Annotated in this window: 29 protein-coding genes and 1 riboswitch; of the genes, 15 read left to right on the top strand and 14 right to left on the bottom strand. The window is 41.0% G+C overall.

Features of this window, described 5'->3' with window-relative positions:
• The first annotated feature begins 22 nt into the window (after positions 1-22).
• A complete protein-coding gene (locus ACSLUK_RS11840; RefSeq protein WP_448548863.1) occupies positions 23-835 on the top strand; it encodes an undecaprenyl-diphosphate phosphatase in 813 nt (270 codons plus the stop codon).
• Positions 836-920: 85 nt separating this feature from the next.
• Here ACSLUK_RS11840 and ACSLUK_RS11835 read toward each other — a convergent pair whose 3' ends face one another.
• The 3 genes from ACSLUK_RS11835 to ACSLUK_RS11825 are packed head-to-tail and all read right to left on the bottom strand — an operon-like array spanning position 921 to position 2,402.
• Entirely contained in the window at positions 921-1,316 is a 396-nt protein-coding gene (locus tag ACSLUK_RS11835) for a DUF6463 family protein (protein WP_448548862.1), read from the bottom strand.
• The gene (locus ACSLUK_RS11830) at positions 1,313-1,873 is read right to left on the bottom strand and encodes a TetR/AcrR family transcriptional regulator (RefSeq protein ID WP_448548861.1); all 561 of its coding nucleotides are present in this window, start codon (positions 1,871-1,873) and stop codon (positions 1,313-1,315) included. The genes ACSLUK_RS11835 and ACSLUK_RS11830 overlap by 4 nt, the downstream gene beginning before the upstream one ends.
• Positions 1,874-1,901: 28 nt before the next feature.
• Entirely contained in the window at positions 1,902-2,402 is a 501-nt protein-coding gene (locus ACSLUK_RS11825) for a DUF2867 domain-containing protein (RefSeq protein ID WP_448548860.1), read from the bottom strand.
• 162 nt (positions 2,403-2,564) lie between these two features.
• On the opposite strand from ACSLUK_RS11825, the gene ACSLUK_RS11820 reads away from it, so the two are divergent.
• The 3 genes from ACSLUK_RS11820 to ACSLUK_RS11810 all read left to right on the top strand — a co-directional run bounded on the left by ACSLUK_RS11820 (position 2,565) and on the right by ACSLUK_RS11810 (position 4,551).
• Positions 2,565-3,413, top strand: a complete 849-nt coding sequence (locus ACSLUK_RS11820; protein ID WP_448548859.1) for a tetratricopeptide repeat protein — start codon at positions 2,565-2,567, stop codon at positions 3,411-3,413.
• 139 nt (positions 3,414-3,552) lie between these two features.
• On the top strand, positions 3,553-4,014 hold the full coding sequence (locus ACSLUK_RS11815) for a DUF1810 domain-containing protein (RefSeq protein ID WP_448548858.1): 462 nt from the start codon (positions 3,553-3,555) through the stop codon (positions 4,012-4,014).
• A 24-nt stretch (positions 4,015-4,038) separates the two neighbouring features.
• The gene (locus ACSLUK_RS11810) at positions 4,039-4,551 is read left to right on the top strand and encodes a SixA phosphatase family protein (protein WP_448548857.1); all 513 of its coding nucleotides are present in this window, start codon (positions 4,039-4,041) and stop codon (positions 4,549-4,551) included.
• Between the two features lie 17 nt (positions 4,552-4,568).
• Here ACSLUK_RS11810 and msrA read toward each other — a convergent pair whose 3' ends face one another.
• The 3 genes from msrA to ACSLUK_RS11795 form a co-directional block, all read right to left on the bottom strand.
• Positions 4,569-5,105, bottom strand: a complete 537-nt coding sequence (gene msrA / locus ACSLUK_RS11805) for a peptide-methionine (S)-S-oxide reductase MsrA (protein WP_448548856.1) — start codon at positions 5,103-5,105, stop codon at positions 4,569-4,571.
• A gap of 279 nt (positions 5,106-5,384) precedes the next feature.
• Positions 5,385-6,497, bottom strand: a complete 1,113-nt coding sequence (locus ACSLUK_RS11800) for a DUF3083 family protein (RefSeq protein WP_448548855.1) — start codon at positions 6,495-6,497, stop codon at positions 5,385-5,387.
• Between the two features lie 104 nt (positions 6,498-6,601).
• Entirely contained in the window at positions 6,602-8,485 is a 1,884-nt protein-coding gene (locus ACSLUK_RS11795) for a GGDEF domain-containing protein (protein ID WP_448548854.1), read from the bottom strand.
• 124 nt (positions 8,486-8,609) lie between these two features.
• Here ACSLUK_RS11795 and ACSLUK_RS11790 point away from each other — a divergent pair, with 124 nt between their 5' ends.
• Together ACSLUK_RS11790 and rmf are read left to right on the top strand one after the other, a co-directional pair.
• A complete protein-coding gene (locus ACSLUK_RS11790; RefSeq protein ID WP_448548853.1) occupies positions 8,610-8,828 on the top strand; it encodes a DUF3820 family protein in 219 nt (72 codons plus the stop codon).
• 288 nt (positions 8,829-9,116) lie between these two features.
• The gene (gene rmf / locus ACSLUK_RS11785; RefSeq protein ID WP_448548852.1) at positions 9,117-9,293 is read left to right on the top strand and encodes a ribosome modulation factor; all 177 of its coding nucleotides are present in this window, start codon (positions 9,117-9,119) and stop codon (positions 9,291-9,293) included.
• Positions 9,294-9,441: 148 nt separating this feature from the next.
• Here the strand turns inward: rmf and ACSLUK_RS11780 are convergent, their stop codons facing one another.
• From ACSLUK_RS11780 to moaA, 7 genes are all read right to left on the bottom strand, one after another.
• Positions 9,442-10,188 (bottom strand): HesA/MoeB/ThiF family protein, encoded by a 747-nt coding sequence (locus ACSLUK_RS11780; RefSeq protein ID WP_448548851.1) that lies wholly within the window; start codon positions 10,186-10,188, stop codon positions 9,442-9,444.
• 7 nt (positions 10,189-10,195) lie between these two features.
• Positions 10,196-10,654, bottom strand: a complete 459-nt coding sequence (gene moaE / locus ACSLUK_RS11775; protein WP_448548850.1) for a molybdopterin synthase catalytic subunit MoaE — start codon at positions 10,652-10,654, stop codon at positions 10,196-10,198.
• Position 10,655: 1 nt separating this feature from the next.
• On the bottom strand, positions 10,656-10,904 hold the full coding sequence (gene moaD / locus ACSLUK_RS11770) for a molybdopterin converting factor subunit 1 (RefSeq protein ID WP_448548849.1): 249 nt from the start codon (positions 10,902-10,904) through the stop codon (positions 10,656-10,658).
• Positions 10,905-10,918: 14 nt separating this feature from the next.
• On the bottom strand, positions 10,919-11,410 hold the full coding sequence (gene moaC, locus ACSLUK_RS11765; protein ID WP_448548848.1) for a cyclic pyranopterin monophosphate synthase MoaC: 492 nt from the start codon (positions 11,408-11,410) through the stop codon (positions 10,919-10,921).
• Positions 11,411-11,412: 2 nt separating this feature from the next.
• Positions 11,413-11,934 carry a molybdenum cofactor biosynthesis protein B gene (gene moaB, locus ACSLUK_RS11760; protein ID WP_448548847.1) on the bottom strand — a complete coding sequence of 174 codons (522 nt, stop codon included), beginning with the start codon at positions 11,932-11,934 and terminating at the stop codon, positions 11,413-11,415.
• A gap of 3 nt (positions 11,935-11,937) precedes the next feature.
• Positions 11,938-12,495 carry a molybdenum cofactor guanylyltransferase gene (gene mobA / locus ACSLUK_RS11755; protein ID WP_448548846.1) on the bottom strand — a complete coding sequence of 186 codons (558 nt, stop codon included), beginning with the start codon at positions 12,493-12,495 and terminating at the stop codon, positions 11,938-11,940.
• Positions 12,496-12,499: 4 nt separating this feature from the next.
• Positions 12,500-13,471 (bottom strand): GTP 3',8-cyclase MoaA, encoded by a 972-nt coding sequence (moaA, locus tag ACSLUK_RS11750; protein WP_448548845.1) that lies wholly within the window; start codon positions 13,469-13,471, stop codon positions 12,500-12,502.
• A riboswitch (molybdenum cofactor riboswitch) is annotated at positions 13,458-13,662 on the bottom strand. Its footprint overlaps the gene before it by 14 nt.
• 240 nt (positions 13,663-13,902) lie before the next feature.
• On the opposite strand from moaA, the gene moeA reads away from it, so the two are divergent.
• Positions 13,903-15,108, top strand: coding sequence for a molybdopterin molybdotransferase MoeA (moeA, locus tag ACSLUK_RS11745; RefSeq protein ID WP_448548844.1), 1,206 nt, complete (start codon positions 13,903-13,905; stop codon positions 15,106-15,108).
• Between the two features lie 16 nt (positions 15,109-15,124).
• Positions 15,125-15,829, top strand: a complete 705-nt coding sequence (locus ACSLUK_RS11740) for an alpha/beta fold hydrolase (protein WP_448548843.1) — start codon at positions 15,125-15,127, stop codon at positions 15,827-15,829.
• A gap of 57 nt (positions 15,830-15,886) precedes the next feature.
• Here the strand turns inward: ACSLUK_RS11740 and ACSLUK_RS11735 are convergent, their stop codons facing one another.
• Positions 15,887-16,225, bottom strand: a complete 339-nt coding sequence (locus ACSLUK_RS11735) for a DUF3718 domain-containing protein (RefSeq protein ID WP_448548842.1) — start codon at positions 16,223-16,225, stop codon at positions 15,887-15,889.
• Positions 16,226-16,627: 402 nt separating this feature from the next.
• Between ACSLUK_RS11735 and ACSLUK_RS11730 the strand changes: the two genes are divergently transcribed.
• From ACSLUK_RS11730 to thrB, 7 genes are all read left to right on the top strand, one after another.
• Positions 16,628-16,939: a YebG family protein gene (locus ACSLUK_RS11730; RefSeq protein WP_448548841.1), complete on the top strand. Its 312-nt coding sequence runs from the start codon at positions 16,628-16,630 to the stop codon at positions 16,937-16,939.
• Positions 16,940-16,963: 24 nt separating this feature from the next.
• Positions 16,964-17,644, top strand: coding sequence for a M48 family metallopeptidase (locus tag ACSLUK_RS11725; protein ID WP_448548840.1), 681 nt, complete (start codon positions 16,964-16,966; stop codon positions 17,642-17,644).
• A gap of 695 nt (positions 17,645-18,339) precedes the next feature.
• Positions 18,340-18,705 carry a response regulator gene (locus ACSLUK_RS11720; protein WP_448548839.1) on the top strand — a complete coding sequence of 122 codons (366 nt, stop codon included), beginning with the start codon at positions 18,340-18,342 and terminating at the stop codon, positions 18,703-18,705.
• Complete coding sequence (locus tag ACSLUK_RS11715; RefSeq protein ID WP_448548838.1) at positions 18,702-19,310, top strand: chemotaxis protein; 609 nt, start codon at positions 18,702-18,704, stop codon at positions 19,308-19,310. The genes ACSLUK_RS11720 and ACSLUK_RS11715 overlap by 4 nt, the downstream gene beginning before the upstream one ends.
• Entirely contained in the window at positions 19,310-20,266 is a 957-nt protein-coding gene (locus ACSLUK_RS11710) for a GGDEF domain-containing protein (RefSeq protein WP_448548837.1), read from the top strand. The genes ACSLUK_RS11715 and ACSLUK_RS11710 overlap by 1 nt, the downstream gene beginning before the upstream one ends.
• A 330-nt stretch (positions 20,267-20,596) precedes the next feature.
• Entirely contained in the window at positions 20,597-23,053 is a 2,457-nt protein-coding gene (gene thrA, locus ACSLUK_RS11705; protein ID WP_448548836.1) for a bifunctional aspartate kinase/homoserine dehydrogenase I, read from the top strand.
• A complete protein-coding gene (gene thrB, locus ACSLUK_RS11700) occupies positions 23,053-24,036 on the top strand; it encodes a homoserine kinase (protein ID WP_448548835.1) in 984 nt (327 codons plus the stop codon). Before thrA ends, thrB begins: the two co-directional genes overlap by 1 nt.
• The last annotated feature ends 6 nt before the right edge of the window (positions 24,037-24,042 follow it).

Here is a 24,042-nt window from a genome sequence, read left to right as displayed (position 1 = left end):
GTCAAAAATTAACCTTTGCATTATGAGTATATTAGAGATTTTTTTACTAGCGCTAATCCAAGGATTAACTGAGTTCCTACCTGTTTCAAGTTCTGCACACTTAATACTGCCTTCGGCTATTTTGGGATGGACTGATCAAGGTTTAAGTTTCGACGTTGCAGTGCATGTTGGTACGTTACTGGCTGTGATGATTTATTTTCGTAAAGAAGTAGGTAGTATGCTAGTTGCTTGGTTAGGCACTATGAACATAGGGCCAGCTAAAAATAAACCAACTTTCGACGGGCAGTTAGCGTGGTGGATCTTGTTAGCGTCAATTCCTTTAGGGTTATTTGGCTATTTGAGCGCCGACTTTATTGAAGCTAATCTTCGCACTGCGGGCGTAATAGCAATTACTACATTACTGTTCGGTGTGTTATTAGGCATTGCTGACGTAAAAGCTAAAGAAAATGTGTCTGTTGAACAACTTGGCTTTAAGGGCGCTATGATGATAGGTTTCGCGCAGATGTTGGCGATAATTCCGGGGACGTCACGCTCAGGCGCAACCATGACACTAGGTTTAATGTTAGGATTGAGCCGTGAGAATGCAGCTCGATTTTCGTTCTTGTTATCAATTCCTGCTGTTGCCATGGCTGGTGGGTACCTTACGTTAAAAGCAATAACTTCTACTGAAGCTTTTGATTGGAATGCGATTGCAATTGGCAGCGTATTATCATTTATTGGTGCCTATGCGTGCATCCATTACTTCCTTATCTTGGTCGCACGTGTAGGTATGATGCCGTTTGTTATCTATCGCCTAGCGTTAGGCGGCGTGTTGCTGTGGTTTATTTATATGTAATGCGGTAATTATTCTGTGATAAAGCCAACTCATTCGAGTTGGCTTTTTTCTTATTCTGTTACTATTTCTTTGTCGATTTAATGCTCTATGGTTGGGAAAGTGCTTGTTCTTTAGTTTCATTTCTCGAATAGAGAATCATCAGGCTTACAACGATAAACAAATAAGCGCCAGAAACCGGCATGATGATAATCATCACGGCGGCCATTCCTAAGAAATTCCAGCCTAAATAACGTGGTAGCTCAACCCCATGCTTAACTAAGGTGATCATTAGCGCACCTAGCAATAACCAAAAGTAGCCAGATAATAAAAACCAAGTTATCGCTTCACGGCTCATATCAAGCTTTCCGTTTACCATCGTACTGGCAAGCCAGCCATCATGATGCATAGCGGTTAGTATTGGCCAACCAAGGACAATACCTAGCGTGCTGTGTATGATAGCGATTGCGATTAATGCGTGTCCTGCATATTTTGATGTCTTCATTCTATATCTCCTAAATTTCCTATTAATTTTTTGCTAGCTAAAGCTGAAATTCGTAGTGCGGTGTCGATGCTTGGCTGTGGGTAAATAAACAACATGCCGAGAAAATTTGAATATGTCAGGGTTGCGATATCGCACGCTTTTTCTGCGTCAAAGCCTAGTCCTTGATAACACTGAGCCAAATACTGACAACGTTGCTCATCGATTTGTTCAAGATGAATAACAATCGAGGGCTCGCGCAATGCCCAAGCCCTAATATGGCGTTCAGCGTCAATATTACTTGCAGCTATCACTTGATCTAATCGTTGCAGTCGCTCTAGCGGAGAGCTGCCTTCATTGGCGATTTTGATGAAATCAAGCGTCGTAGTTTGATACCAATGCGCCATCAATTGGCTGATAAAGTCGTTTCTATTGCTAAAGTGATGGTAAAAGGAACCTTTAGTTACCTTAAGTTGTTCGCATAATTTGGCGATGGTTAACACCGAGGGGCCAAAACTGACTAATTGCTTAAGGGCAAAGTCCAGCCAATCTTCTCGTGTAAATCTGCTATTTTTTTCCATACTAAGGTCTTCTGTAGATTAATGGCCGTTATATCCGGTTATTAGTTAAGGCGTCTTTGATCACTGCTCGGGCAATGAAGTAGTGAAATGGAATGATAAAGTTGACATAGCAGCGACCGATGAAGGTTTTCTTATTAACGAGCGTCGATAATACAATGGCATCGTTGTCGATTTTGGTCGATAGATAAAATGCCATGTGCCTATCTTCAGCATAACTAATAATTTCAGTGTCACTTTTTTTAATCACACGCATGAAGCCCACCTGATCACCGACATTAAGTACATTATTAACGGGTTTAACATTGAGTTGACCTACTTCAAAACCAAAGCTTTTTACGAGGGTATTTCTTACGCGCATCATGGCTGATACCCATTTCGGCATATGTCCAAATATCGCCAGCTGTGCTTGATCTGGTTTAGTGACTGATTTTTTTGGTGTTATGCAAATAGCATCTCTAAAGAATGGTGAACGGGAAACCGAGGCTAAATAATCCTGAGTGGGTGGTGTCATGCTCTTTATTCGTTTCATCACATTCCCTAAATCGATGTTGAGTACAAACATACCATACCTTATGGTATGTTTGTACTCAAGTGATAAGTTCTGATTTTTGCTGTGTATTTATTATTGCGACTTGTTTTTGTTTATTTCATCCCAAAATTAAATGACATATAGATAATTTAGGAAAAACTTGTGGCAAATAATACCATCGCATTAACGTTAGAGAACTTTCAGCAAGTAGTGCTGGAGGAATCGAAAAGCAAACTTGTATTTGTTGATTTTTGGGCTGACCAAGTGCCTGAGAGTGTCGAGCTTCGCGATAAACTAGCGGTTGCTCTTGCACCGTTTGAGAGTGAGTTTGTTCTGGCAACTGTCGATTGCCAAAGCCAACAACAAATCGCAATGCAATTTGGTATTCAAGGTTTACCTACCGCTGTAGTTGTTAAAGATGGTCAACCAATCGACGCAGTTTCGGGTCCACAAACAGATGAGTCGATTAAGAGCTTTCTGGAAAAATATTTACCTAAGCCTGAAGATGGTTTGCTGAACCAAGCGCAGGAGTTATTGGCAAACGGGCAAATCAATGAAGCGTATGCGGCAATAACACAAGCGCATCAAATTGACGAACAACGTGCTGATATTGCTATGGTGTTAATTGATATTAATATTCAATTAGGCAAGATTGATGATGCTAAAGCATTACTGGCTACCATCAAGATGGTTGATCAGGATAGCCAATATGAGGCGCTAGTGGCTAAACTTGCTCTGGCTGAACAAGCCGCAGATTCACCAGAGATTCAACAGCTGGAAGAGCAATTGGCGGCCTCGCCTGACGATGTAGTGCTCAAGCAAAAGCTAGCGGCGCAGTATCATCAAGTGAATCGCAACGAAGAAGCGTTATCGATGTTGTTTTCTTTAGTCACCAGTAATGACCCTGATGGCACGAGCAAACAGCAGTTACTTGATGTGCTAAAAGCACTACCCGATAGTGACCCTCTAGTAAAACAATATCGTAGAAAGCTATATACCCTTATGTACTAACTGGACAATATCGTTCAATCCTGAGTTTATTGCATGAAAATAGACTCAGGTGTCCCTTGCTTCAAATTCCTCATAAGTTCAAACACAAAATAGAAAGAATTAATTATACTTAACATACTCTTGTTTGTTCGGGGTTAGCATGACTGGCGATACATTCAACCTTGTGCGGTTTGAACAAGCTCAAAAAGATTGCTATCAGCAAGTAATTACCGAGTTAACGCGTGGACGTAAGCAATCTCATTGGATGTGGTACATATTCCCTCAGCTGAAACAATTAGGAAGAAGTGAAGTATCACAGTTTTACGGGATCAGTTCACTAGCTGAAGCGCAGGCATACTTAAATCACAACATGTTAGGGACGCGGCTTAAAGAATGTATTGGATTAACGAATCAACATGGCAACAAACGAGTTAGCGATATATTTGGTTGGCCTGATGAATTGAAATTTCACTCTTGCATGTCGTTGTTTTCCATTGCTGCGGAAGCTGAAGATTATGACGGCAATCGCGAAATAGTTGAAGATACTAAACAGGCTTTAGCACTATTTTTTAATGGCACGCTCGATAGGCAAACGATAGAGCTATTGCGCCAACACTATTAACTAGCTCAAAAGCTGTGATTCGCTATGAAAACACTCCATTTACTCCGACATGCTAAATCTAGCTGGAAAGATAAGCAACTAAACGACATTGACAGGCCGCTCAGTCAGCGGGGCAAAGACGCTTGTCATACCGTTGGCAACTATCTCACTGGCATTTCTATAGGGAGTGCGCTGGTGCTATTGAGCCCTGCTAAACGCGCACAACAAACGTGGTCTCTCATTTATTCGCACTTAATTGGAGTCAACCAAGCCGCCAAGCAAAGCCAAACCTTAGCGGCTTTGTATACCTTTGATGCTGAACAATTAAAGCAAGTAATCAAGCGTATAGACAACGCCGTGGCACAAGTAGTAATAGTGGGGCATAACCCTGCCATTAGCGATATTCTTTACCTTCTTACAGGGCAAAACATAGCGCATGTACCCACTTGCTCATTTATTACACTTACGAGCGATATTAGAGAATGGCGAGAAGCAGAAGACGCAACCTTCAAATTAGCTAATATGGTTACGCCTAAATTGCTAAAAAGCTCTCATTAGGCCAAGTATTACAATTGTTATTCAGGCTTTAATAAATGTGAATAGGTCGCCAAGAACTTTTGAATTTTCTTTGCAACAACCAACTGGCAGTATCGGTTTTCAGGGTTATTGTCATAATACTCCTGATGATAGTCTTCAGCAGCGTAAAACTGAGTTAACGGCTCAATTGTTGTAACCACAGGGCGGTCATATTTAGTTGCATTTTTTTCCTTTTCCAGCGCTACTTGTACTAATGCTAATTGTTGCTCATTGTGCGGCATTATAGTAGAACGATATTGTGTGCCAACATCGTCACCCTGCTTATTTAAGGATGTGGGATCATGAATAGCGAAAAACACTGTTAACAAGGTGTCCAGTGAAACCACCGCTGGATCAAAAGTAATTTGAACTACTTCTGCGTGATGAGTTGCACCTGAGCACACCTGTTCATAGGTTGGGTTTTCGTTAGTGCCACCGGCATAACCACTTATAGCGCTTTGCACACCATTTATGCGATTAAAAATATTTTCTACACACCAAAAACAACCGGCGCCAAGTGTTATTGTGTCATTCATTTAAGTGTTCCTAAAGTGGTTGCTAGCAATTGTGCTTTTTTTTCCGCAGAGCTTAGCGATTAAACTACGCTGTATTTGAGAATTTAAGCACTATAGCGTCGATTCTCCAAGGCTACAATTACTTTAGTTGTTGAAAATCCTAACTCATGTTCGAGCGGTTCTTCGTTTGAAAAAAGAAGACCTCTAAAATAAAAAAAATCGTTCAAATAAATGAGCATGAGTAAAGCTACATTACAGCCAGTTTTGGCTGCAATGTAGCAAAAGGGCAAATAAGCGTGACTAGATATCGTAAGCAATATGTTGATGAAATCGCAATGTGAGTTCCTCTCTGGTTGCCGACATTTCCAGTTCAGTAGCCATTAAACGCACCGCTTGTTCAATTTGATTAAGAAAGCGGCCATACCCATAGTCGTCACTGTTTTCAGTGGTGGCGACGAATATCAGCTGAATATTGTCTACTAGTACATTTGCTTGCCATTTGCTTACAAGGCCACAAGGGCTTGCAGCCGGGTTATAACCCAACATTTGTAGTTCACCAACCCGTGAAACAGTTTCTTGCTCACTAAAACGTACAATTGGAACTAATCCGTTGGCAATCAAAGCACCATTATTTAGGTTGAATCGCTTGGCCGCCATTGAAAACGAGTCGGTAAGAAAAGTATACAAAGGGTTGTATGGATCACTCGAATGCGGATCAATTTCAACCATATCTAAAATACGGTTGTTTACGGCTAGATTAATAACCGCATAGGTTATGGCTGAATGTTGCTCGGGTAATTGCGTTTTTTGGCTGGCATACCGTTCTTTAATTGGTCGCATTTTATAGGCATGAGTGCCTAAACAGCCTTTATGTTTGGCAAATAAATCATAGGTAATGTGCTGATGGTCTCTTAAACGAATATCACCCTTAGATAGCCCGAGCTGCTGACGGTAATCTTGTACTAAATTGCGAACTCTTTGGTGGAAAGACGCCGCATTGACACGAATGTCATCGCCAGTTGCCAAAAATAACATAGAAATTTTTTTTGCTTTGATATTTGCATCAAAAAACGAGTTTTGTAGGCAATGTGTATGTGGATCGTAATAGAACAGTATTTGCTGACTGGTTTGCCATTGGTGCATTTCCTGACTATATCGAACACGTACCAACTTGTCGTTGGCGACGAATACGCTGCTTTGAATATTGTAGTCATTACAAAGAGTGGTTAGAAGCTGCGAGAGACTTTGGTAAAAGTGGAAGTAGGCCTGATTATGGTCGAGCGAAAAAGAAGGTGAAATACGTTGAATGAGTTCATCAGTAATTTCAAATTCGGCAAGTAGATATTGATTATCGCGTGCATTTGTTGGCAAGTACGCCTTATGTGCAGCACTGCGCTTACGTACAATAGACATGTGGTTATCCTGCATTTGTCAGTTCATTTCAATTTTTCGGGAATTATAGAAGTGAAGCGTGACAGATTTATGTCATGGATAACCAAAGCGAGGGTTTGTGTGAATTAGAACACCATTTCAGGACTAAAACTTGATAAGCGATTGCGGCCGTTTTCTTTGGCATGATATAGCGCAAAATCAGCATCAATGATTTGTGATTTCAACGAGACGCCATCTTCTGAAGAAACAATTCTTAGTCCTGCACTCGCTGTAACGGGTTTATCGGTACGTAATCGTGAAACAGGAATCTGACTAATTTTGTCGATAACTGTTTGCATTAGCGAATTGATCGACTGGTGATCGTTGCTGGCACTTGCTATTAAAAATTCTTCCCCGCCCATGCGACAAAACACATCATCTTTGCCGATTACTTTGCTTATTTCTGCTGCTGTCTCTATGAGTACCGAATCACCAACATCGTGGCCAAAGGTGTCATTTATTCGTTTGAAATGATCAAGGTCCAATATAGAAACGCCAATAGATACATTTTTGGCTAGTGCCTTTTTAGCGAGCTTTTCAGCTTTTTTCAGACCACATCGTCTGTTATGAATGCCCGTTAATGCATCTCTATTGGCTAGGCGTTTATTTCTTTTTAACAGGTATAGCGACCAAACCATTAATACCACAAGCAATACACAAAATACGGCTAAAATCCGTAAATATTGATTCTTAGCCGTGAGTAATTGATTCGATGTATCTAATGCTTCCGATTTCTCAATATTCTCTTGTGCAAGCTCTTCTACCACTTTAGATTGCTCTTCAGCATGAGCAATTTTGGCTGAGCGTTCCACCCGTCGCTTGCCTTGGTTATCATCATAGTTAGTGATGCGATCAATGAGCTCTTTTGTGGTTTGATATAGCTTTTCGATGTCTTTCTTATTATAGAAAATATCAATGAGTACCTGCTCGGTTTCAAACAATCCAAATTGATTGTTCATTCCGTCATATATTTCTCTACTTTGTTTGATTAATGCTTCTGCTTGCTCGTGATTACCCAGTTCATTGTGTGCCTTGGCCATCATTGACATTAAATAAGCAGATAATCCTGGTGTTTTCTGCACGGGGAGATTCAGGCTTTCCTGTGCGAGATCTATCGTTCGTTGAAATTCATCTGCATTAAAGGCAGCATAGGCGGTGTTATTTAATACGCTCTGATATTTGTCGTGATCTGGCGTGATGGTATTGCTAACTAACAAATCATTAAGGATATCAAAGGCTTCTCTGTGTTTTTCTTGTGCAAGTAGAATGTCAGACTTTAGTTCGATAATACCAATATTCATATTGGCTGCTTCTAGCTTTTCAGCTTCTAGTTTAGCCATGTCTACGGCTTCTGATGCGCCTTCTAAATCTGAGAGATTAAGACGGTAGCGAGCTATGCGAACAAGTACTTCCAATGCATAGTAATATTGTTCTAACTGAATCCATTCTTTTCGGTTAACGATTGCCATATCTAAAGCAAAATCAGGCATACCATTTACTGAGTAAATGAAAAATAGCATATTATGAAAAAAAGCTGTCAGAAAGGGCTCATTCACTGCAATGATTTCTTTTTCGAAAGATTGTAGAACAGGGAGAATGTCTGCAAATTTTCCTTCAATGAGCTGTTGTTGCATTTGAAGCAATTCAATCCAATACTTGTCGCCTTTTTCATTTGTCGACAGCAAGTTGGGAACTGTATCAGCTAGTGTTAGTACGCCTTGATAATTACTGTGATCATAAGCGGCCGTGAGCATAAGTAACAGCCAACGCAGTTTCGTTGTACGGTTACTAGTTTTTATTTCATCGGCTAAGTTGTTCAGCTCGTTAAATGCTCGTCCCGCATCTTGATAGGCTATTTTTTCTAGATCTGTCAACTTGGCAGAGATAGATTGCCCTTTTGTTACAGGCGCGATAACTAATAACAATATGAATGAAATAGATCTTAACTGCAGTAATCGTTTCATTAACATAAAAGTAATTTACCCATTTAAATATTAGCGTTTGAGTCTTTAAGCCAAACCTGTAAAATTCGTATGTATCTATAGCGTTAAGTGTAGTTGTAAAGTAATAAATAGCGATTCGTCAAGCAGTATTATGGAATTAGACCAACAAAAAATGTTATTAGCCATTAACCAAGTCATGCCATTTGGCAAGTATGCAGGGCAAAAGTTACTCACCTTACCTGAACCTTATTTAGTGTGGTTCAAGCAAAAAGGCTTTCCTGAAGGACCTCTAGGCCAGCAATTAGCGCTAGTGTATGAAATTAAACGCAATGGATTAGAAAAAATGCTAATGCCTTTGCTGTCACCATAAAATGATTGGTTGTTTTTAAACCAATTTTTTATATAAAAAATGCGGTTTATTTAGATGCGATCTATAGCAAAATAATTAACGATCTGTTTTGTATACGTATTATAGAATTGTATGAATTTTGAACTGGTGTTCCAATTATTATAACGACATTTTATGACATTTGGATGACACTTTTTCGCTTGCAATGACTTTTCAATTGTTCTTAAATGAGTTGTCGAATGTTTATAACAAACGACCGTCAAGTTTCTAATAAATTTATACTTATCAATAATATATGGAGACTCGCTTATGAGAAGACAAAAAAGAGATCGGTTAGATAGAGCTTATTCGAATGGCTATCAAGCCGGACTGTCTGGTAAGAATAGAGAACACTGCCCTTATCAAGGAAACAATAATGCTAAGTCAGAGTGGTTAGGTGGCTGGCGAGAAGCAATGACAGATCGAAGTATGGGGCTTTATAAGTAATTCACACACGCTAATTCTAATTGCCATTATTTCTAATATATATATAGCAACAAAACCCTTTTAAAAGGGTTTTGTTGTATTTGTACCAATTGAAATGAATATTTAGTTCAATTGATATTATACGGATTGGTATTAGTCGCTAAAACTATTATCTATGACAAACGGGGCAATCACTTTGCTTGTTCACTGCGAAGCTGCGCCATTGATTTTGTAATCCATCATACAGTTGCAATTGGTTCGCTTGTGCAGGAATTTGACATATTAGCTTAATGGTTTGCAGCGCCTGCATACCTGCTATTATGGGTAGGACAGGGCCTACAATACCGTGTGTTTTGCAGTTTGTTACCGGACGTTTCTCAGCTTTAGGAAATAAACATTGATAACAGGCATTTGTTGTTTCTCGAGGATCTATAACAATTTGCTGGCCATCAAACCCAGTAGCCGCCCCAATAACTAAAGGAGTCTGCAGCTCAACACAGGCACGATTCATTAGGTAGCGCGCTTCAATGTTATCGGTGCAATCAACGACAATGTCCACTTGATCAACGTAGTAAGCCATAGACTCATCATCAAGCATTTCGTCAATAACTTCTATTTCTACATCAGGATTGTTTTGTAGTAAACGCTCGCTAACTTGCTGAGCCTTGTTTTGGCCGATATCTTCGGGGGAAAATAGCACTTGCCGTTGTAAGTTTGACAAATCAACGGAATCGCCATCTGCCAAAAATAGCCTTCCAATGCCAGCTGCCGCCAAATACATGCTGACGGGGTTGCCTAAACCGCCCAAGCCAACGATTAGCACGCTGGCGTCTCTAAGAGCAAGTTGTCCGTCTTCACCTATTTGTTCTACGATTGTTTGACGGCTATAACGAAGTTTTTCCTGATGTGTCAGCATGACTTAGTTAGTTTTCCCATTGTTGTGCTTTTTTATGATCTGTCGATTTGGCATCTAACCAACGTGTACCAGCTGTGGTGATTTCCTTCTTCCAAAAGGGCGCTTTGATCTTCAGAAAATCCATGATGAATTCGTTGGCTGCATAGCAGTCGCCCCTATGAGGGCCAGTAACGCCAACAAATACAATGTTCTCACCGACCTTCAAATCGCCAACTCGGTGAATGACAATGACTTTGCCAATTGCCCATTTTTGTCTTGCTAACGACACTATATCTGCAATCGTTTTTTCGGTCATGCCGGGGTAATGTTCAAGTGAGAGACCAACGACATCATCACCGAGGTTTCGTTGTCTTACTTGGCCTGTGAATGTCACTATGGCGCCGTCTGCGACATTACCTTGTTGTAGCTCTTTGTATAGCTCGCTTTGATCAAAGTTGGCTGTTTGGATCTCTACGGTTGTTTGCACATTAGCCTCCTGTAACGGGTGGAAAAAATGCAACTTCATCACCTGATTTTACGGGCGTATTTACATCTACCATTGTTTGATTTACGGCAGCTAACACTTGATACGTGCTTGTTAACTTGTGCCAGTCGTCAAACTTTTCTGCCAAATGCGCTGAAATATCGGCAACGGTACTGAGCTCTTGTGCGTCTAGCTCGATGCGATCGCAATTTAGTTGTTCCCTAAATAGCGCGAAAAAGTGAACTGTGATCATAGTCAAACTCCGACTTATTGCTGGTCAAGCTGCCAGTCGCCAGATTTACCTCCAGCTTTACTGGTTACGTGAATGTTACTTATTGTCATGTGAGGATCGACTGCTTTACACATGTCGTAAAGTGTTAAGCAGGCAACAGAAACTGCTGTTAATGCTTCCATTTCCACGCCTGTCTGGCCCGAAAGTTTACATAGACTCAACACATGAATCTGGTTGTTATCGTGGTCAACTTCAAAGTCGATGGCCACTTTTGATAACATGAGCGGGTGACACAAGGGGATCAAGTCACTGCACTTCTTGGCCGCTTGAATCCCCGCAATACGCGCAACGGCAAATACGTCACCTTTCTTATGACTACCTTCAACGACTAGCTTAAGTGTTTCTGTTGTCATGGTAATCGTGCCCATAGCAGTTGCTGTGCGAGAAGTAACAGCTTTGGTGGTGACGTCAACCATATTGGCATCACCTTGTTCATTTAAGTGGGTGAGTTTGTTACCAGCAGCCATTACTAACCCTTAGCCAAGTTTAAATGTGGAACAAAGTTACATGGGCGATGACTAGCGTCTAGTTGCTCTTGAATTACTTTTTGCCACGCCGTACGACAGGCATTTGTTGAGCCAGGCACACAGAAAATAACAGTTTTATTAGCCATGCCTGCTAATGCACGTGATTGCATCGTCGATGTGCCTATTTCATCGAGCGATACTGTGCGAAATACTTCACCAAAGCCTTCTATCGCTTTATCAAACAGTGGGGACATAGCTTCTGGTGTATTATCTCTGGCAGTGAAACCCGTTCCGCCAGTTGAAATGATGACATTAACGGCAGGGTCAGCAATCCATTGCGAAGTGACCGCTCTAATTTGGTAAACATCATCGATGACAAGTTTCCTTTCATACAAATGATGGCCTGCCGTAGTAAGTTCGTCTATCAGTAATTGTCCCGATGTGTCAGTAGATTCGTCTCGAGTATCAGAAACTGTTAATACTGCGATTGAAAGCGGTTTAAAGTCTGAAATTGGCATCGACATGCGTTAAATCCTCTTGTCGTTAAAATGCGTTTGAATTTGTTGCCACTGAGATGGCGTATTGACATTAGTTAGCGATTTAGGCTGCGTAATTTCAATCGCTTGACTGGGAATTTGCCCTAACATCATTCTAATTGACGGGCCTTTCTCTTGCGAAAATAGACTCTGTTTGGCAAAAAAGTTTTCAACAAATCCGTTAATTGGTAGGTACAAAGGCAAACTATGACCTTGGAAACAAACTGCTTTATTGCTTAGCTCACCAATCGTTTTTAGTTGGCCGATATCTGTTGCTGTTAATAAAGGTAAATCGACAGGCACGATAAGCATGGAATGAGGGCGACACTGTTTGAATACGCTGTATATTCCGCCAACAGGGCCTTGATGATCATAAAGATCGCTTACTTGATCTTTGCTACTGATGACAACTTTGCCCAACCCACAGTCATGCAAAAGCGCTGAAGCACGTTCAAGCAGAGTTTGCTTACCAAGTTGTAAGTTGGCTTTATTGGTTCCCATGCGACTGGATAATCCGCCAGCAAGGACGACGCCTAAACAATCTGCCATGTTACTAACCTCCTAGCATCGACAAATTCGATGTTGCGCCAGTCATACGCTGTTGTAGGAAGTGAGTTGCTTTTTTGTTGGACATAAGCTCGGTAATAGCAGCTTGAACTTGTAGGGGGTCATTAGACGCTAAAGCTTCTTTCAATGAAATGCCATTTTCGGAAAACAAACAAAGATGAAGTTTGCCCAGTGAACTCACGCGTAAGCGATTACATGTTTGGCAAAAATTCTTGTCGTACGGCATGATCAAACCGATTTTACCAGCGTAGTTGGGGTGATAAAATTCTTGAGCCGGCCCTGAAGCGCGATCTCTAATACACGGTAGCCAGCCTTCATTGAGTAACTTTGCTTTGATACTTTGGCCTGACACATGCTGCTGGTCAAAAAATATAGCATTGTCCCCTGTCTCCATCAGTTCGATAAAGCGAAGCGTAATTGGTGTGTCTTTTATCCAATCAATAAACTGGTCAATTTGATTGCTGTTGTGTTGCTTAAGCAAAACGGTATTAACTTTGATACGCGTAAAATCATTACGTAACGCTAAGTCAATGCCCTTCATAATTGTGGCCAGCTTATCTTGGCCTGTAATGGCGTGAAATTGGCGTGCATCTAGACTGTCAATGCTAATATTTAAGGCATCTAAACCTGCATCAATCCAATGTGGCAAGTGGTACGGCAACTTGTAACCATTGCTTGTAAGCGCAACTGTCTTGATGCCAGTGGTTTGCTTACAAGCTGAAATAATTTCCGGTAAGTCTTTGCGCAGTGACGGTTCGCCACCGGTGATGCGAATCTTTTCTGTGCCTAATCCTGCAAATGAGCTTGCTAAACACTTAATTTCATCAAGAGAAAGAAACTCGCGGTCATTAGTGCACTGATAGCCGTCAGGCAAACAGTAATTACACTTGAAGTTACAAACATCAGTAATCGAAAGCCGGAGGTAATAAAACCTGCGACCAAAATTGTCAGTTAACATCTCACCTTTCCAAATATCGGGAGGCTAAGGCGTTTCCACCTATAACCCTGGCAACACGTTAGCGGTTGTTGAACTTTGCTGTACATTTTTGTACCTCAAAGCTCAACAACCCCTAATTAAAGTTATTGTTGCGGCTAAAGCCACATGCTGACAATCAGTTTAGCGACAGAAGCTCGGCGTCATTATCTTTACATAGTAGACTGTGCTTCATAAATCAAGTAATAAAGCAACAAGACACTACAGCGTAGGGTTTTTATACCTAAATTTCATAGTAAAAGCGAATGCTTTGCTGACCAATTGCGAATTAGTTGATTTAGATCACTAAACGTAGGAATTGCCCTGTAATCGGCGTATGCTTTAGCCAATAATATTATTCGTTCTTGGATTAAGTAATAAAGCATATGAGTGATTGTTGTTCCTACGGGAGTTTGATGCCCCACGAAGTTGCTGTAGAGCAGCTACTAAGTATTATTAAACCGCTATCTGATGTTGAAAATGTGTCAATTGCTAATGCCTTAGGTAGAACGCTGGCCACAGACGTTGTAAGTCAAGTCAATGTGCCGCCTTACCATAATTCAGCGATGGACGGTTATGCGTTTGCATTTGATTCGTTAACAGCTGATCAGCCACTTGAAATGGTAGGCACGTCACTTGCAGGTCAACCATTTGATGGGGTTGTACAGCACGGGCAGTGCATAAGAATTATGACTGGGGCGAAAATGCCAGCAGATTGCGACACCGTGCAAATGCAAGAAAAGTGTCAGGCAAATGGCCAGATGATTTCGTTGGAGCTTCCTACAAAAAATGGCAGCAATGTACGCCTGGCTGGCGAAGATATTTCACATGGACAAGTTGTCTTTACTCAAGGCCGTCAGCTTAAAGCCGCTGATATTGGTGTATTGGCTTCATTAGGGATAGCCGAAGTTAACGTTATTCGTCGTGTTAGAGTCGCTGTAATCTCAACCGGAGATGAGCTTACGCCAGTGGGAGAAGCGCTTGCAGAAGGTGCCATTTATGAGAGTAATAGCTATGCGTTAATTGCTTATTTTAAGCAATGCCAGTGTGAGGTGTTTGATTTTGGCATTATTCCAGATGATCCTGATGCGATAGAACGAGCATTTGTTGAAGCAGATGCCAAGGCCGATATTGTTGTTTCCTCTGGCGGTGTCTCTGTAGGGGATGCTGATTACACCAAAGCCGTTTTAGATAAAATAGGTAATATTGCTTTCTGGAAGGTAGCTATTAAACCTGGTAAGCCGTTCTCTTGTGGTCAGCTGACGAATAGTTATTTCTTCGGTTTGCCTGGTAACCCTGTGTCTGCGCTAGTCACTACCGACAAAATTGTTTTGCCAGCGTTGCAGAAGTTGCAAGGGCAAAATAAGGCTGAGCCTTTGCTACTGTCAGCGATTACAACACACGACATCAAGCGAGGGAAAGGGCGAAAGGAGTATCAACGCGCTACACTACACAAAAATGAAACTGGCGATCTCCTAGTCACTGCGACCGGTAGTCAAGGTTCTGGAATCATGACGAGTTTGGCGTATGGCGAGTGTTATATAGTAATTGAAGCTGAGCAGGGGCGGATTGAAGCTGGCTCTCAGGTCAATGTCGAGATGTTTGGGCCACATATGTGCTAACAATCATATGAGTAATATGAAAAAAAGGGTCTATTTTATTCCTGGCACCATGTGTACGAAACAGCTATGGACACAATCGTGGGGGTTACTTGATAACCAAATTTACCGAGAATATGACTTCATTCATTTGCCCATTCCAGATAAAGGATCGCTAGCAGAGGTTATCGATAGGCTAGGCGCTCAGCTTAACCATGCTCCAGGTTATGTTGTTGGCTTTTCATTAGGTGGTTATATCGCCGGGATGCTGGCGTTACAATTTGCAGATGCCATTGAAAAATTGATGATAGTTTCTAACTCCCTTAAAGCTTTACCCGTTAAAGAAATAGAGATACGGCGTAATGTGCTCGATTGGATGGAAGAAAATGAATATCGTGGGGTAACGTCTAAGCGCATTGCGGGGCAACTCCATTCAGATTGCGCAGAAGAACAGTCTATTATTGATTGTATGAAAGCTATGGATAAAGCATTAGGCGCTAAAGTTTTTAAACATCAGTTGTCGGTTTCTACTGAGCGGTCAAACATTTTAGAAGCAGTCTGCCAGAAAACGATTGATTTGACTTTTTTGCTAGGAAATGACGATCCGCTGGTTAATCGCAGGGAGTTGGTTGAAAGCGTTGAGTGTTATCAAGTGCATCAAGTGCTCACAGTGGCTCAATGCGGACATATGCTGCCGTTGGAACATCCATCGGCGTTTGCTCAAGCACTTGCGTCTTGGTTGTAACGCCAATCAAATACGATTATTGTATTTGATTGGCTCGAATCAATTGATCTTGTATATCTAGAAATTTACAGACCATTTGTCTAAAGCGGCAATATCTGTAATGGTTACTTTACCAACACGGCGTTTTAATCTTGCGGCTGTTTTAAAAGCATTATGTTTCTCTGCGAAAGCGATCACGTTATCGCCATTACACATAAGACGATCCACTATCATTTTATCCCTAAACCTATAAGAACGCATTGTGGTTGAATATTTTATTAGTTTGTTTGATTTGACTGCTTTACAGACGTCAATCAAAGATTTTTCTAAGTAGGGATCCATTGCGGCTGATGTATTGAAGCTAGCACCAGCTAAAAATGCAGACGCAATAATAAGAGAAGTCAATTTAGTTTTCATGGTCGATACCTTAGCAGTAGATGCTGCGTTTTCTTACGTGAGTCCTAGTGTAATAGTGGATCATTCCTGCGAAAAAGTGACATCAAAAATTCAGCTGAATGTAAACATTAATGTATGCCTAGTTTGCTTATAAATTCAGGGAGTGCTTGAATAAACTAGTAAATCTGAGAAAGGGAAAATTAAGGCCGTTACGAGCTTTTACATCTAGCGCAAAATAGAAATATTTTGACATGATTTTTTGCTAGATATGTGGCTTTGAACGCATGGCCAACATGGCAGTCCGTACGAATTTTACACACAACACTTGCACTATTTACTAAATGCAGTATCATACTGTATTTGTATACAGCTCTGGTGTTTGCGCTGAGCATTGATCCTGGTGAAATTTAGTAAGGGAAAAGCATGGCAGTTGAAAGTCGATTTGTCGTAATTAGACATGGTGTGGAGGTTGAAACATTTATGGACAAGAAAGCCGCAGATGAATACGATAAAATGCTCGATATGGCGGACAATTTGTCTGAAATGTTTGAGTCTGCTCCGATTGAGTTGACTGAGAGTGCTCGAGAAGAACTGAGTATTTATTTAGCGAAACATAGGGAAGATGTTTTGATCGCTTTACAAGCTAAAAAGCCAAAAGTTGTCAAAAAACCAGTAAAGAAAAAAGCGGCAGTATCAGGTACAGAGCAAGAAACTGATAAAGAAGATGCGGCTTAACTCGCGCATTCAATTTACCACTTAATGGAATATCAAATTGTTCGTAGTGCTCGGCGTAAGAGCATTGCTATTCAAGTACGCAACCAGCAGATTTTTGTGCGGACGCCAGTCAGTATAAGTGACGCCTATATTGCCACGTTGGTGGCAAAAAAGCGCCGATGGATAGAGCAACACCTTAAGTCACAGAGCCAAAATTCACATCTGTATTGCAATTTCTGTGATGGTGATTCAATACTTGTTGCCGGTATTTTCAAAACTCTCCGTATTCAACGGGCTAACAAATCAAATGTTATTGAATTAGCTTCAGAAGTAACCGTATTTATTCGGTCAAATGAAACGAGTCTTGATAAGGAGAAGATCAAAAAGCTACTCGAACGATTTCTGCGAAAAAAGGCCGAAGATTATATCCCTTCAAGGGTAGACGCATTTGCCAAGAGTATGTCAACAAACTATCGTGAAATCCGGATTCGTAAATACAGTGCCCGCTGGGGTAGTTGCAGCAATCAAGGGGTATTGAGTTTTAACTATCTGCTGATGATGACACCCGCGTGGGTAGTCGACTACGTTATAGTGCATGAACTCGCGCATCGGTTCTATTTAAATCATAGTCAGAAGTTTTGGCAAAAAGTCGCTGAATATTACCCCAATTATCAAGAGGCTAAAGACTGGTTTCGTACTCATCGAACCCCATTAAACTGGTCTTGATCAATACAACCCCTACTTAAGCCCCTGTCTCACCCTTTTCAAATTACACATTAATACTGAATTTAACGATTCAGCCGCAGACATAGCATCACATCTGCTATTAATATTGGCTAGCATGGTGACGTTAAAGCAATAGCAAATAAACATTTTTCATGTTTGGCATAAATATTGTTTGATCTTATCTGAATAGGGTAAGTGTCTGTTTATTGACGATTTACCAAATAATGTGAGGGGGAAGTTATGAAGATTAACAGTGATAGCCTTAAAATTGCGGGATTATATATGTTTTCTGCAATGCTTTCGTTGGTGTCGTTGAACATCTTGCTAGGTGCATAGGTATGTATATAAATTTAAACTTAGCATTATCTAATAATACCAACGAGCGATGTTCAAAAGTGAAGCAAGGACGCTTTTGTTTAACCTATTTGTTCCTCTCTTCATTTTATCTCTTCATTTCACAGTGAAATTTTCATCGGCTACTTTTCATCGGCATACGTTATGCAATTCAAACTAGATTGCTAGCGGCAAAAATCCAAATAAGCTATTTTGCGCAAATTTGACAGCAAGCTAACCCTAAATAGCGCAACTTTTACAAAAAAGTGTGTAATTTGTTCGATTTTTCATTAACACTTTCGTAAATTTAAGGTAAATTAAGGCAATCAATAATAATAATAATTGCAAGGACTACCCCCACGATGAGTCTGTCAGTCTTAATTTGCGATGACTCTAATTTGGCTCGTAAGCAAGTCTTAAGAAGCCTCCCGGAATCATTATCTTCTAATGCCCAGCTTGCTACTAATGGTGAAGAAGCATTAGAAGTTCTCAAAAACAACTCCGTCGACCTCTTATTTCTCGATTTAACTATGCCTATATTAGATGGTGTCGGAGTGCTTGAAGGTATTAAAGCAAATAACATTGATGTCAGTGTTTTTGTTATTTCTGCAGACATTCAGCCCGAAATGCAGAGTAAAGTGCTCGACTTAGGTGCGAAAGCTTTTCTAAGAAAACCTGTTCAATTAGATGTTTTAACTAGTCAGTTACAGCAAAATGGATTTCTATGAACTCTCTTAATCTTAATGAAGATCAGCAAGATTGTTTGCAAGAAATAATTAATGTCGCGATGGGGCAAGCGAGTGATCAACTAGCTCGCTATTTGGATACGTTTGTTTATCTTCGTGTGCCCAGTATTGAGCAAGTAGATTCTGAGTCCTTGACCAATACTTTGTTTTCAGAAGAGTGTGAAGTAGCAGTGGTCAGCCAAGGCTTTTTTGGTTATGAAGGCATTCGCGGTGAAGCTTTATTGATGTACCAGCCAGAAGATTCTGACAAACTTGCAGATATTCTGGGGTATGAGCCAAATGAGATTTCGACTGAAGAACAAATTATTGATTTAAGCTCGATACTTACAACGACATTCTTAAATGTGTTTGCGAGTCAAATTGATAATCAAATGTCATATAGCGCACCGCGACTCATTTCAGCATCGGAATTGACATTGTCTCAGCATTTGGCGCAGCAAGCATTTAATTGGGATTTGGCATTGAAAGTAAAAATAAGCTATCAAGTGACTGATTATTCATTCAATTGTGACATGATATTACTTATCCCTGAATCTGCCATTGTTAATATTAAAACGGTGATAGACCGTATACTAGAAGAGTTCTGATGGTAAACGACGAATTTTGCAACATAATCAACAATCAAATTAACACCGGAGTGTTGATTGTTGACTTAGAATATAAAATCGTTACATGGAATCGTTTCTTAGAAATTCATGCCAACAAGTCGCCGAAAGACGCTATTGGCAAGAGCATCTTTAGTGTATTTCCTGAATTACCACAACGATGGTTTGAGCGAAAGTTAAGTAGTGTTGTTCAGTTAAACACTCAGTCATTTTGTTCTTGGGAGCAGCGTCACCATTTATTTGAGCTACCCCATACACGTCCTATCACTACAGACAGCCATTTTATGGCGCAAAATTGTACATTTTTACCTGTACAAAAAAATGGTGAAACAACTCATATTTGCATCATGATTGAAGACGCTACTGACGTTTGTCATTACCAAACGCGACTCGGTAAAGTACTTGATGATTTAGCACAAGCCAATCGTATTGATGGATTAACGCAAATCTTTAATCGCAAACATTGGGAAGAGTGTTTAGCAAAAGAGTTTTCAAGGGCGCGTCGATACTCGCATGGGTTAGCGCTTGTGATGTTTGATTTAGACCACTTCAAAAAATTAAACGACAACTATGGGCATTTATGTGGCGACACTGTGTTGCTTGAAACAGCAAATGCGATCAAGTCGTTGTTACGGTTATGCGATTTATTTGGCCGATATGGCGGTGAAGAATTTGCCGTGATATTGCCTGAAACTGATCTTACTGGTGCGAGTGATGTTGCTGAACGTATCCGTAACGCCATTGAAAAGTTAGTCATAAAGTATCAGCATCATGAAATCAGATTATCAGCCAGTGTTGGCGTTGCTGTTTTGCGTGATGATCAATCACGTTACGAAGATTTAATTAGCCAAGCAGATACCGCACTTTATACGGCTAAAGCTGCTGGCAGGAATCAAGTTTGTTTGGCCCCTTCACTCATTGAGGAATTAGTTAAGTAGGGCGAACACATCAGCTTTTTACTTATGATAAAGGGCAATAGCAAATGAAAGTGGTTATTGCCTGTTATTCCAAATCCTGTTTGATTATTCAATTTTGTTCTTTAGTTATTCACTACGAAGCGCGTTTATGCAAAATAAACGGTTGACAGCTATTTCTCTATCAGGCATTTTAATAGCCATGAATACATTTTCTCGTCAAATCACCATTATTACCACTACCACCCTTATTGGGATGGTGGTTGCTGGCTGACGTGTAAAATAAACAGATTTTTCAAAGCCCGTGACCCATAAAAAGGTCACGGGCTTTTTTCGTTTTTAGGGGAATAAAAAATGCGTGTATTGAAGTTTGGGGGCTCATCATTAGCCAATGCTGATCGATTTAGGCAAGTTGCCGATATCGTCTGTCAAGCGAGTGAAGAATCATCGGTAGCGGTCGTGGTGTCAGCACCGCAAGGGGTGACTAATCATTTGGTTGCAATGGCAGAAAACATTACAGATGAAGCCAAATTGCAACTAGACTTAGCGCATTTTACATCAGCCATAGAAAGCATAATCTCAGACCTTGAGCAAAGTGTTGTGGGCTTTAAGGCAAGCGATGTGGTTGCTACATTAGCCCACTGGCGCGAACAGTTGAGCCGATATTTGCATGGTGCCAACATGCTAACTTACTGCCCAGATCATATACGTGCAATCATTATCAGTATTGGCGAGCGCTTAAGTGTAGCTATGCTCAACGCTTTATTTGCCGCTAAACAACAAGATGTGTCATTGCTTGCACCGGAGAACTTCTTGCAAACTAATGACTCTTCACTTAATGCCGTGGCCGAATTGACTGTTTGCAAATCACGTTTTCAAAAAGCTTATCCGCAACTAGCCAAAATTGCCTTAATGCCAGGGTTTATTGGCGTGAATAAAGCTGGTCAGGTTACTACTCTTGGCCGAAATGGTTCAGACTATTCCGCGGCAGTTCTAGCCGTTTGTGCCGAAGCTGAATGCTGTGAAATTTGGACAGATGTTGATGGCGTTTACAATGCCGACCCGCGTATGATCAAAGATGCAAAATTACTCGATTACTTGTCTTACCAGGAAGCGATGGAACTATCGTATTTTGGCGCTAGCGTTTTGCACCCAAAGACAATTGGACCAATTGCACAGTTTCACATTCCTTGTTTAATCAAGAATACGGGTAATCCAAGTGCGCCAGGCACACTTATTGCCAACGAAAATGATCAGAAAAAGCAGGTTAAGGCGATTTCAAACCTTGATAACCTTACAATGATCAATGTGTCAGGCCCTGGCATGAAAGGCATGGTGGGCATGGCGAGCCGAGTTTTTGCGACAATGAGTCGTGAAAATATATCCATCGTTCTAATTAGCCAGTCGTCAAGTGAATACTGTATCAGCTTTTGTATTCATTCCGCAGATGCTGCATGCGCTGCACAAAGCCTTAATCAAGAGTTTGAATTAGAATTACTTAATGGCTTATTAGAGCCCGTTGATTTAGTGAGTGAACTGTCAATCGTTTCATTGGTCGGTGACGGCATGCATCATCAACAGGGGGTTGCGGCGAAATTTTTTAGCTCCTTGGCACAGGCTAGAGTGAATGTTGTAGCGATTGCACAAGATTCATCAGAGCGCAGTATTTCAGTAGTGGTTGAGCAACGTAAATGCACAGACGCGATGAAGGTCAGCCATCAAAACTTCTTCTCACACAAACCAGCGATCGACGTGTTTATTGTCGGTTGTGGCGTAGTAGGGAGTGAACTAATTGACCAGATTGCACGTCAACAGCCAAAACTTAAGTCTGAACAAATAGCGTTGCGAGTATACGGCGTCGCCAATTCACAAGGTATGGTATTTGATGAAAATGGTATCGATCTTGACAACTGGCGTTCAAAATTAGGCCACAATGCTGTTGAAGTAAATGCAGCCAACGTAAAAGCGTTTGTGCGAGATAACCATCTCATCAACCCTGTGTTGGTAGATTGTACGTCCGATGAACGGTTGGCAATGAGTTATATCGATTTTATCGAAGAAGGCTTCCACGTGGTGACTCCAAACAAAAAGGCCAATACAGATTCATGGGAGTACTATCAAGCATTGCGTAAGGCAATGCGTGAAACCAATCGTCGTTTTCTCTATGAAACAACTGTTGGCGCAGGTTTACCTGTTATCGATACATTACAAGGCTTGATAAAAGCTGGCGATGAACTATTGCAATTTGAAGGGATTCTTTCAGGGTCTTTATCATATATATTTGGCAAATTGGAAGAAGGTATGTCATTGTCTGACGCAACGGCAGTAGCGAAAGAAAATGGTTTCACTGAACCAGATCCTCGTGATGATTTAAGCGGTATGGATGTTGCCCGTAAACTATTAATTATGGCGCGCGAGTCAGGCATGCAACTAGAGTTAAGTGACATCGACATTGAATCAGTATTACCTGCGGAATTTGATGCTAGTGGTGATGTTGGCACGTTCATGGAAAACTTGAAACAGCTAGACGAACAATTTAAAACGCGCGTTGAGCTCGCCAAAGAGCAAGGCAAAGTGTTGCGGTATGTAGGCACAATCGTTGATGGCCAATGTAAAGTATCTATAGAAGCGGTAGACAAGTCACATCCATTGTTTGCAGTGAAAGATGGCGAGAATGCACTTGCAATACATAGTCGCTATTATCAGCCACTACCATTTGTATTGCGTGGTTATGGGGCTGGTGCTGCAGTAACGGCTGCTGGGGTATTTGGTGATTTATTAAGAACATTAGCTTGGGAGCAACAACATTAATGAGTGTTTCAGTATTTGCCCCAGCATCAATCGGCAATGTTAATGTCGGTTTTGATGTGTTGGGGCTGGCAGTTAAACCTGTCGATGGTACGTTTCTCGGTGACGTAATATCGGTAGAAAAAGCTGAACTAGATCAGTTAACAGTAACTGGTGCATTTGCCGATAAACTCCCAAAGGAAAACAAACAGAACATCGTTTGGGATTGTTTATTGCTATTTAACCGACATTTAGCACTCGCAGGGCATCGCACAGTGCCTGTAGCAATTACGCTAGATAAAAAAATGCCTGTTGGCAGTGGGCTTGGATCTAGTGCCTGCTCTGTTGTTGGCGCAATTAAGGCACTAAACGAGTTTTACCGCCAATATTATGATGTGAGTTTTGACCAGCAAACCCTACTGCGGATGATGGGAGAAATGGAAGCGCAAATTAGTGGCAGTTTACATTATGATAATGTCGCGCCTTGTTTTCTTGGTGGCTTACAGCTAATGGTGCCAAATGATAACGTGATAGCCAGAGCACTGCCTATTTTTGAAGATTGCTTTTTTGTGATGGCATACCCCGGTATTAATGTCTCTACCAAAGCGGCAAGAGAGGTATTACCAGACGCCTATCCTAAAAGCGATGTAATTGCCTTTGGTCAAAATCTAGCGACATTTGTTGATGCGTGTCATCGACAAGATAAACAGCAAGCATTTTCGGTATTGAAAGATGTTATCGCAGAACCTTATCGTCAAAACCTTTTACCTGGCTTTAAAGAAGCGTGTGATTACCTTACTGCGGAACAGTGTTTAGCTGTGGGGATCTCTGGTTCGGGACCAACATTATTTTGCGTGACCGACAACCAAGATAAAGCAGAGCAATATGCAGCTTGGTTAGCCGACAATTATTTAGTTAGCGATGCTGAGGGTCATGGAGATGGCTTTGTTCATGTATGCAAAGCAGATGCAGCTGGTGCAGTGTTAATCGAAGCTAGTGCACAATAGAAGAAT

The sequence above is a fragment of the Thalassotalea fusca genome (genome assembly GCF_053485835.1).
Note: the sequence above shows the minus strand (reverse complement) of the source record. Positions and strands in the feature narration are given on the sequence as shown.

Bases quoted from the DNA above. Each gene is read 5' to 3' on its own strand.
- ACSLUK_RS11840 (WP_448548863.1), top strand. From the start codon at position 23: ATGAGTATATTAGAGATTTTTTTACTAGCGCTAATCCAAGGATTAACT.
- ACSLUK_RS11835 (WP_448548862.1), bottom strand. From the start codon at position 1,316: ATGAAGACATCAAAATATGCAGGACACGCATTAATCGCAATCGCTATC.
- ACSLUK_RS11830 (WP_448548861.1), bottom strand. From the start codon at position 1,873: ATGGAAAAAAATAGCAGATTTACACGAGAAGATTGGCTGGACTTTGCC.
- ACSLUK_RS11825 (WP_448548860.1), bottom strand. From the start codon at position 2,402: ATGAAACGAATAAAGAGCATGACACCACCCACTCAGGATTATTTAGCC.
- ACSLUK_RS11815 (WP_448548858.1), top strand. From the start codon at position 3,553: ATGACTGGCGATACATTCAACCTTGTGCGGTTTGAACAAGCTCAAAAA.
- ACSLUK_RS11810 (WP_448548857.1), top strand. From the start codon at position 4,039: ATGAAAACACTCCATTTACTCCGACATGCTAAATCTAGCTGGAAAGAT.
- msrA (WP_448548856.1), bottom strand. From the start codon at position 5,105: ATGAATGACACAATAACACTTGGCGCCGGTTGTTTTTGGTGTGTAGAA.
- ACSLUK_RS11800 (WP_448548855.1), bottom strand. From the start codon at position 6,497: ATGTCTATTGTACGTAAGCGCAGTGCTGCACATAAGGCGTACTTGCCA.
- ACSLUK_RS11795 (WP_448548854.1), bottom strand. From the start codon at position 8,485: ATGTTAATGAAACGATTACTGCAGTTAAGATCTATTTCATTCATATTG.
- ACSLUK_RS11790 (WP_448548853.1), top strand. From the start codon at position 8,610: ATGGAATTAGACCAACAAAAAATGTTATTAGCCATTAACCAAGTCATG.
- rmf (WP_448548852.1), top strand. From the start codon at position 9,117: ATGAGAAGACAAAAAAGAGATCGGTTAGATAGAGCTTATTCGAATGGC.
- ACSLUK_RS11780 (WP_448548851.1), bottom strand. From the start codon at position 10,188: ATGCTGACACATCAGGAAAAACTTCGTTATAGCCGTCAAACAATCGTA.
- moaD (WP_448548849.1), bottom strand. From the start codon at position 10,904: ATGATCACAGTTCACTTTTTCGCGCTATTTAGGGAACAACTAAATTGC.
- moaC (WP_448548848.1), bottom strand. From the start codon at position 11,410: ATGGCTGCTGGTAACAAACTCACCCACTTAAATGAACAAGGTGATGCC.
- moaB (WP_448548847.1), bottom strand. From the start codon at position 11,934: ATGTCGATGCCAATTTCAGACTTTAAACCGCTTTCAATCGCAGTATTA.
- mobA (WP_448548846.1), bottom strand. From the start codon at position 12,495: ATGGCAGATTGTTTAGGCGTCGTCCTTGCTGGCGGATTATCCAGTCGC.
- moaA (WP_448548845.1), bottom strand. From the start codon at position 13,471: ATGTTAACTGACAATTTTGGTCGCAGGTTTTATTACCTCCGGCTTTCG.
- moeA (WP_448548844.1), top strand. From the start codon at position 13,903: ATGCCCCACGAAGTTGCTGTAGAGCAGCTACTAAGTATTATTAAACCG.
- ACSLUK_RS11740 (WP_448548843.1), top strand. From the start codon at position 15,125: ATGAAAAAAAGGGTCTATTTTATTCCTGGCACCATGTGTACGAAACAG.
- ACSLUK_RS11735 (WP_448548842.1), bottom strand. From the start codon at position 16,225: ATGAAAACTAAATTGACTTCTCTTATTATTGCGTCTGCATTTTTAGCT.
- ACSLUK_RS11730 (WP_448548841.1), top strand. From the start codon at position 16,628: ATGGCAGTTGAAAGTCGATTTGTCGTAATTAGACATGGTGTGGAGGTT.
- ACSLUK_RS11725 (WP_448548840.1), top strand. From the start codon at position 16,964: ATGGAATATCAAATTGTTCGTAGTGCTCGGCGTAAGAGCATTGCTATT.
- ACSLUK_RS11720 (WP_448548839.1), top strand. From the start codon at position 18,340: ATGAGTCTGTCAGTCTTAATTTGCGATGACTCTAATTTGGCTCGTAAG.
- ACSLUK_RS11715 (WP_448548838.1), top strand. From the start codon at position 18,702: ATGAACTCTCTTAATCTTAATGAAGATCAGCAAGATTGTTTGCAAGAA.
- ACSLUK_RS11710 (WP_448548837.1), top strand. From the start codon at position 19,310: ATGGTAAACGACGAATTTTGCAACATAATCAACAATCAAATTAACACC.
- thrA (WP_448548836.1), top strand. From the start codon at position 20,597: ATGCGTGTATTGAAGTTTGGGGGCTCATCATTAGCCAATGCTGATCGA.
- thrB (WP_448548835.1), top strand. From the start codon at position 23,053: ATGAGTGTTTCAGTATTTGCCCCAGCATCAATCGGCAATGTTAATGTC.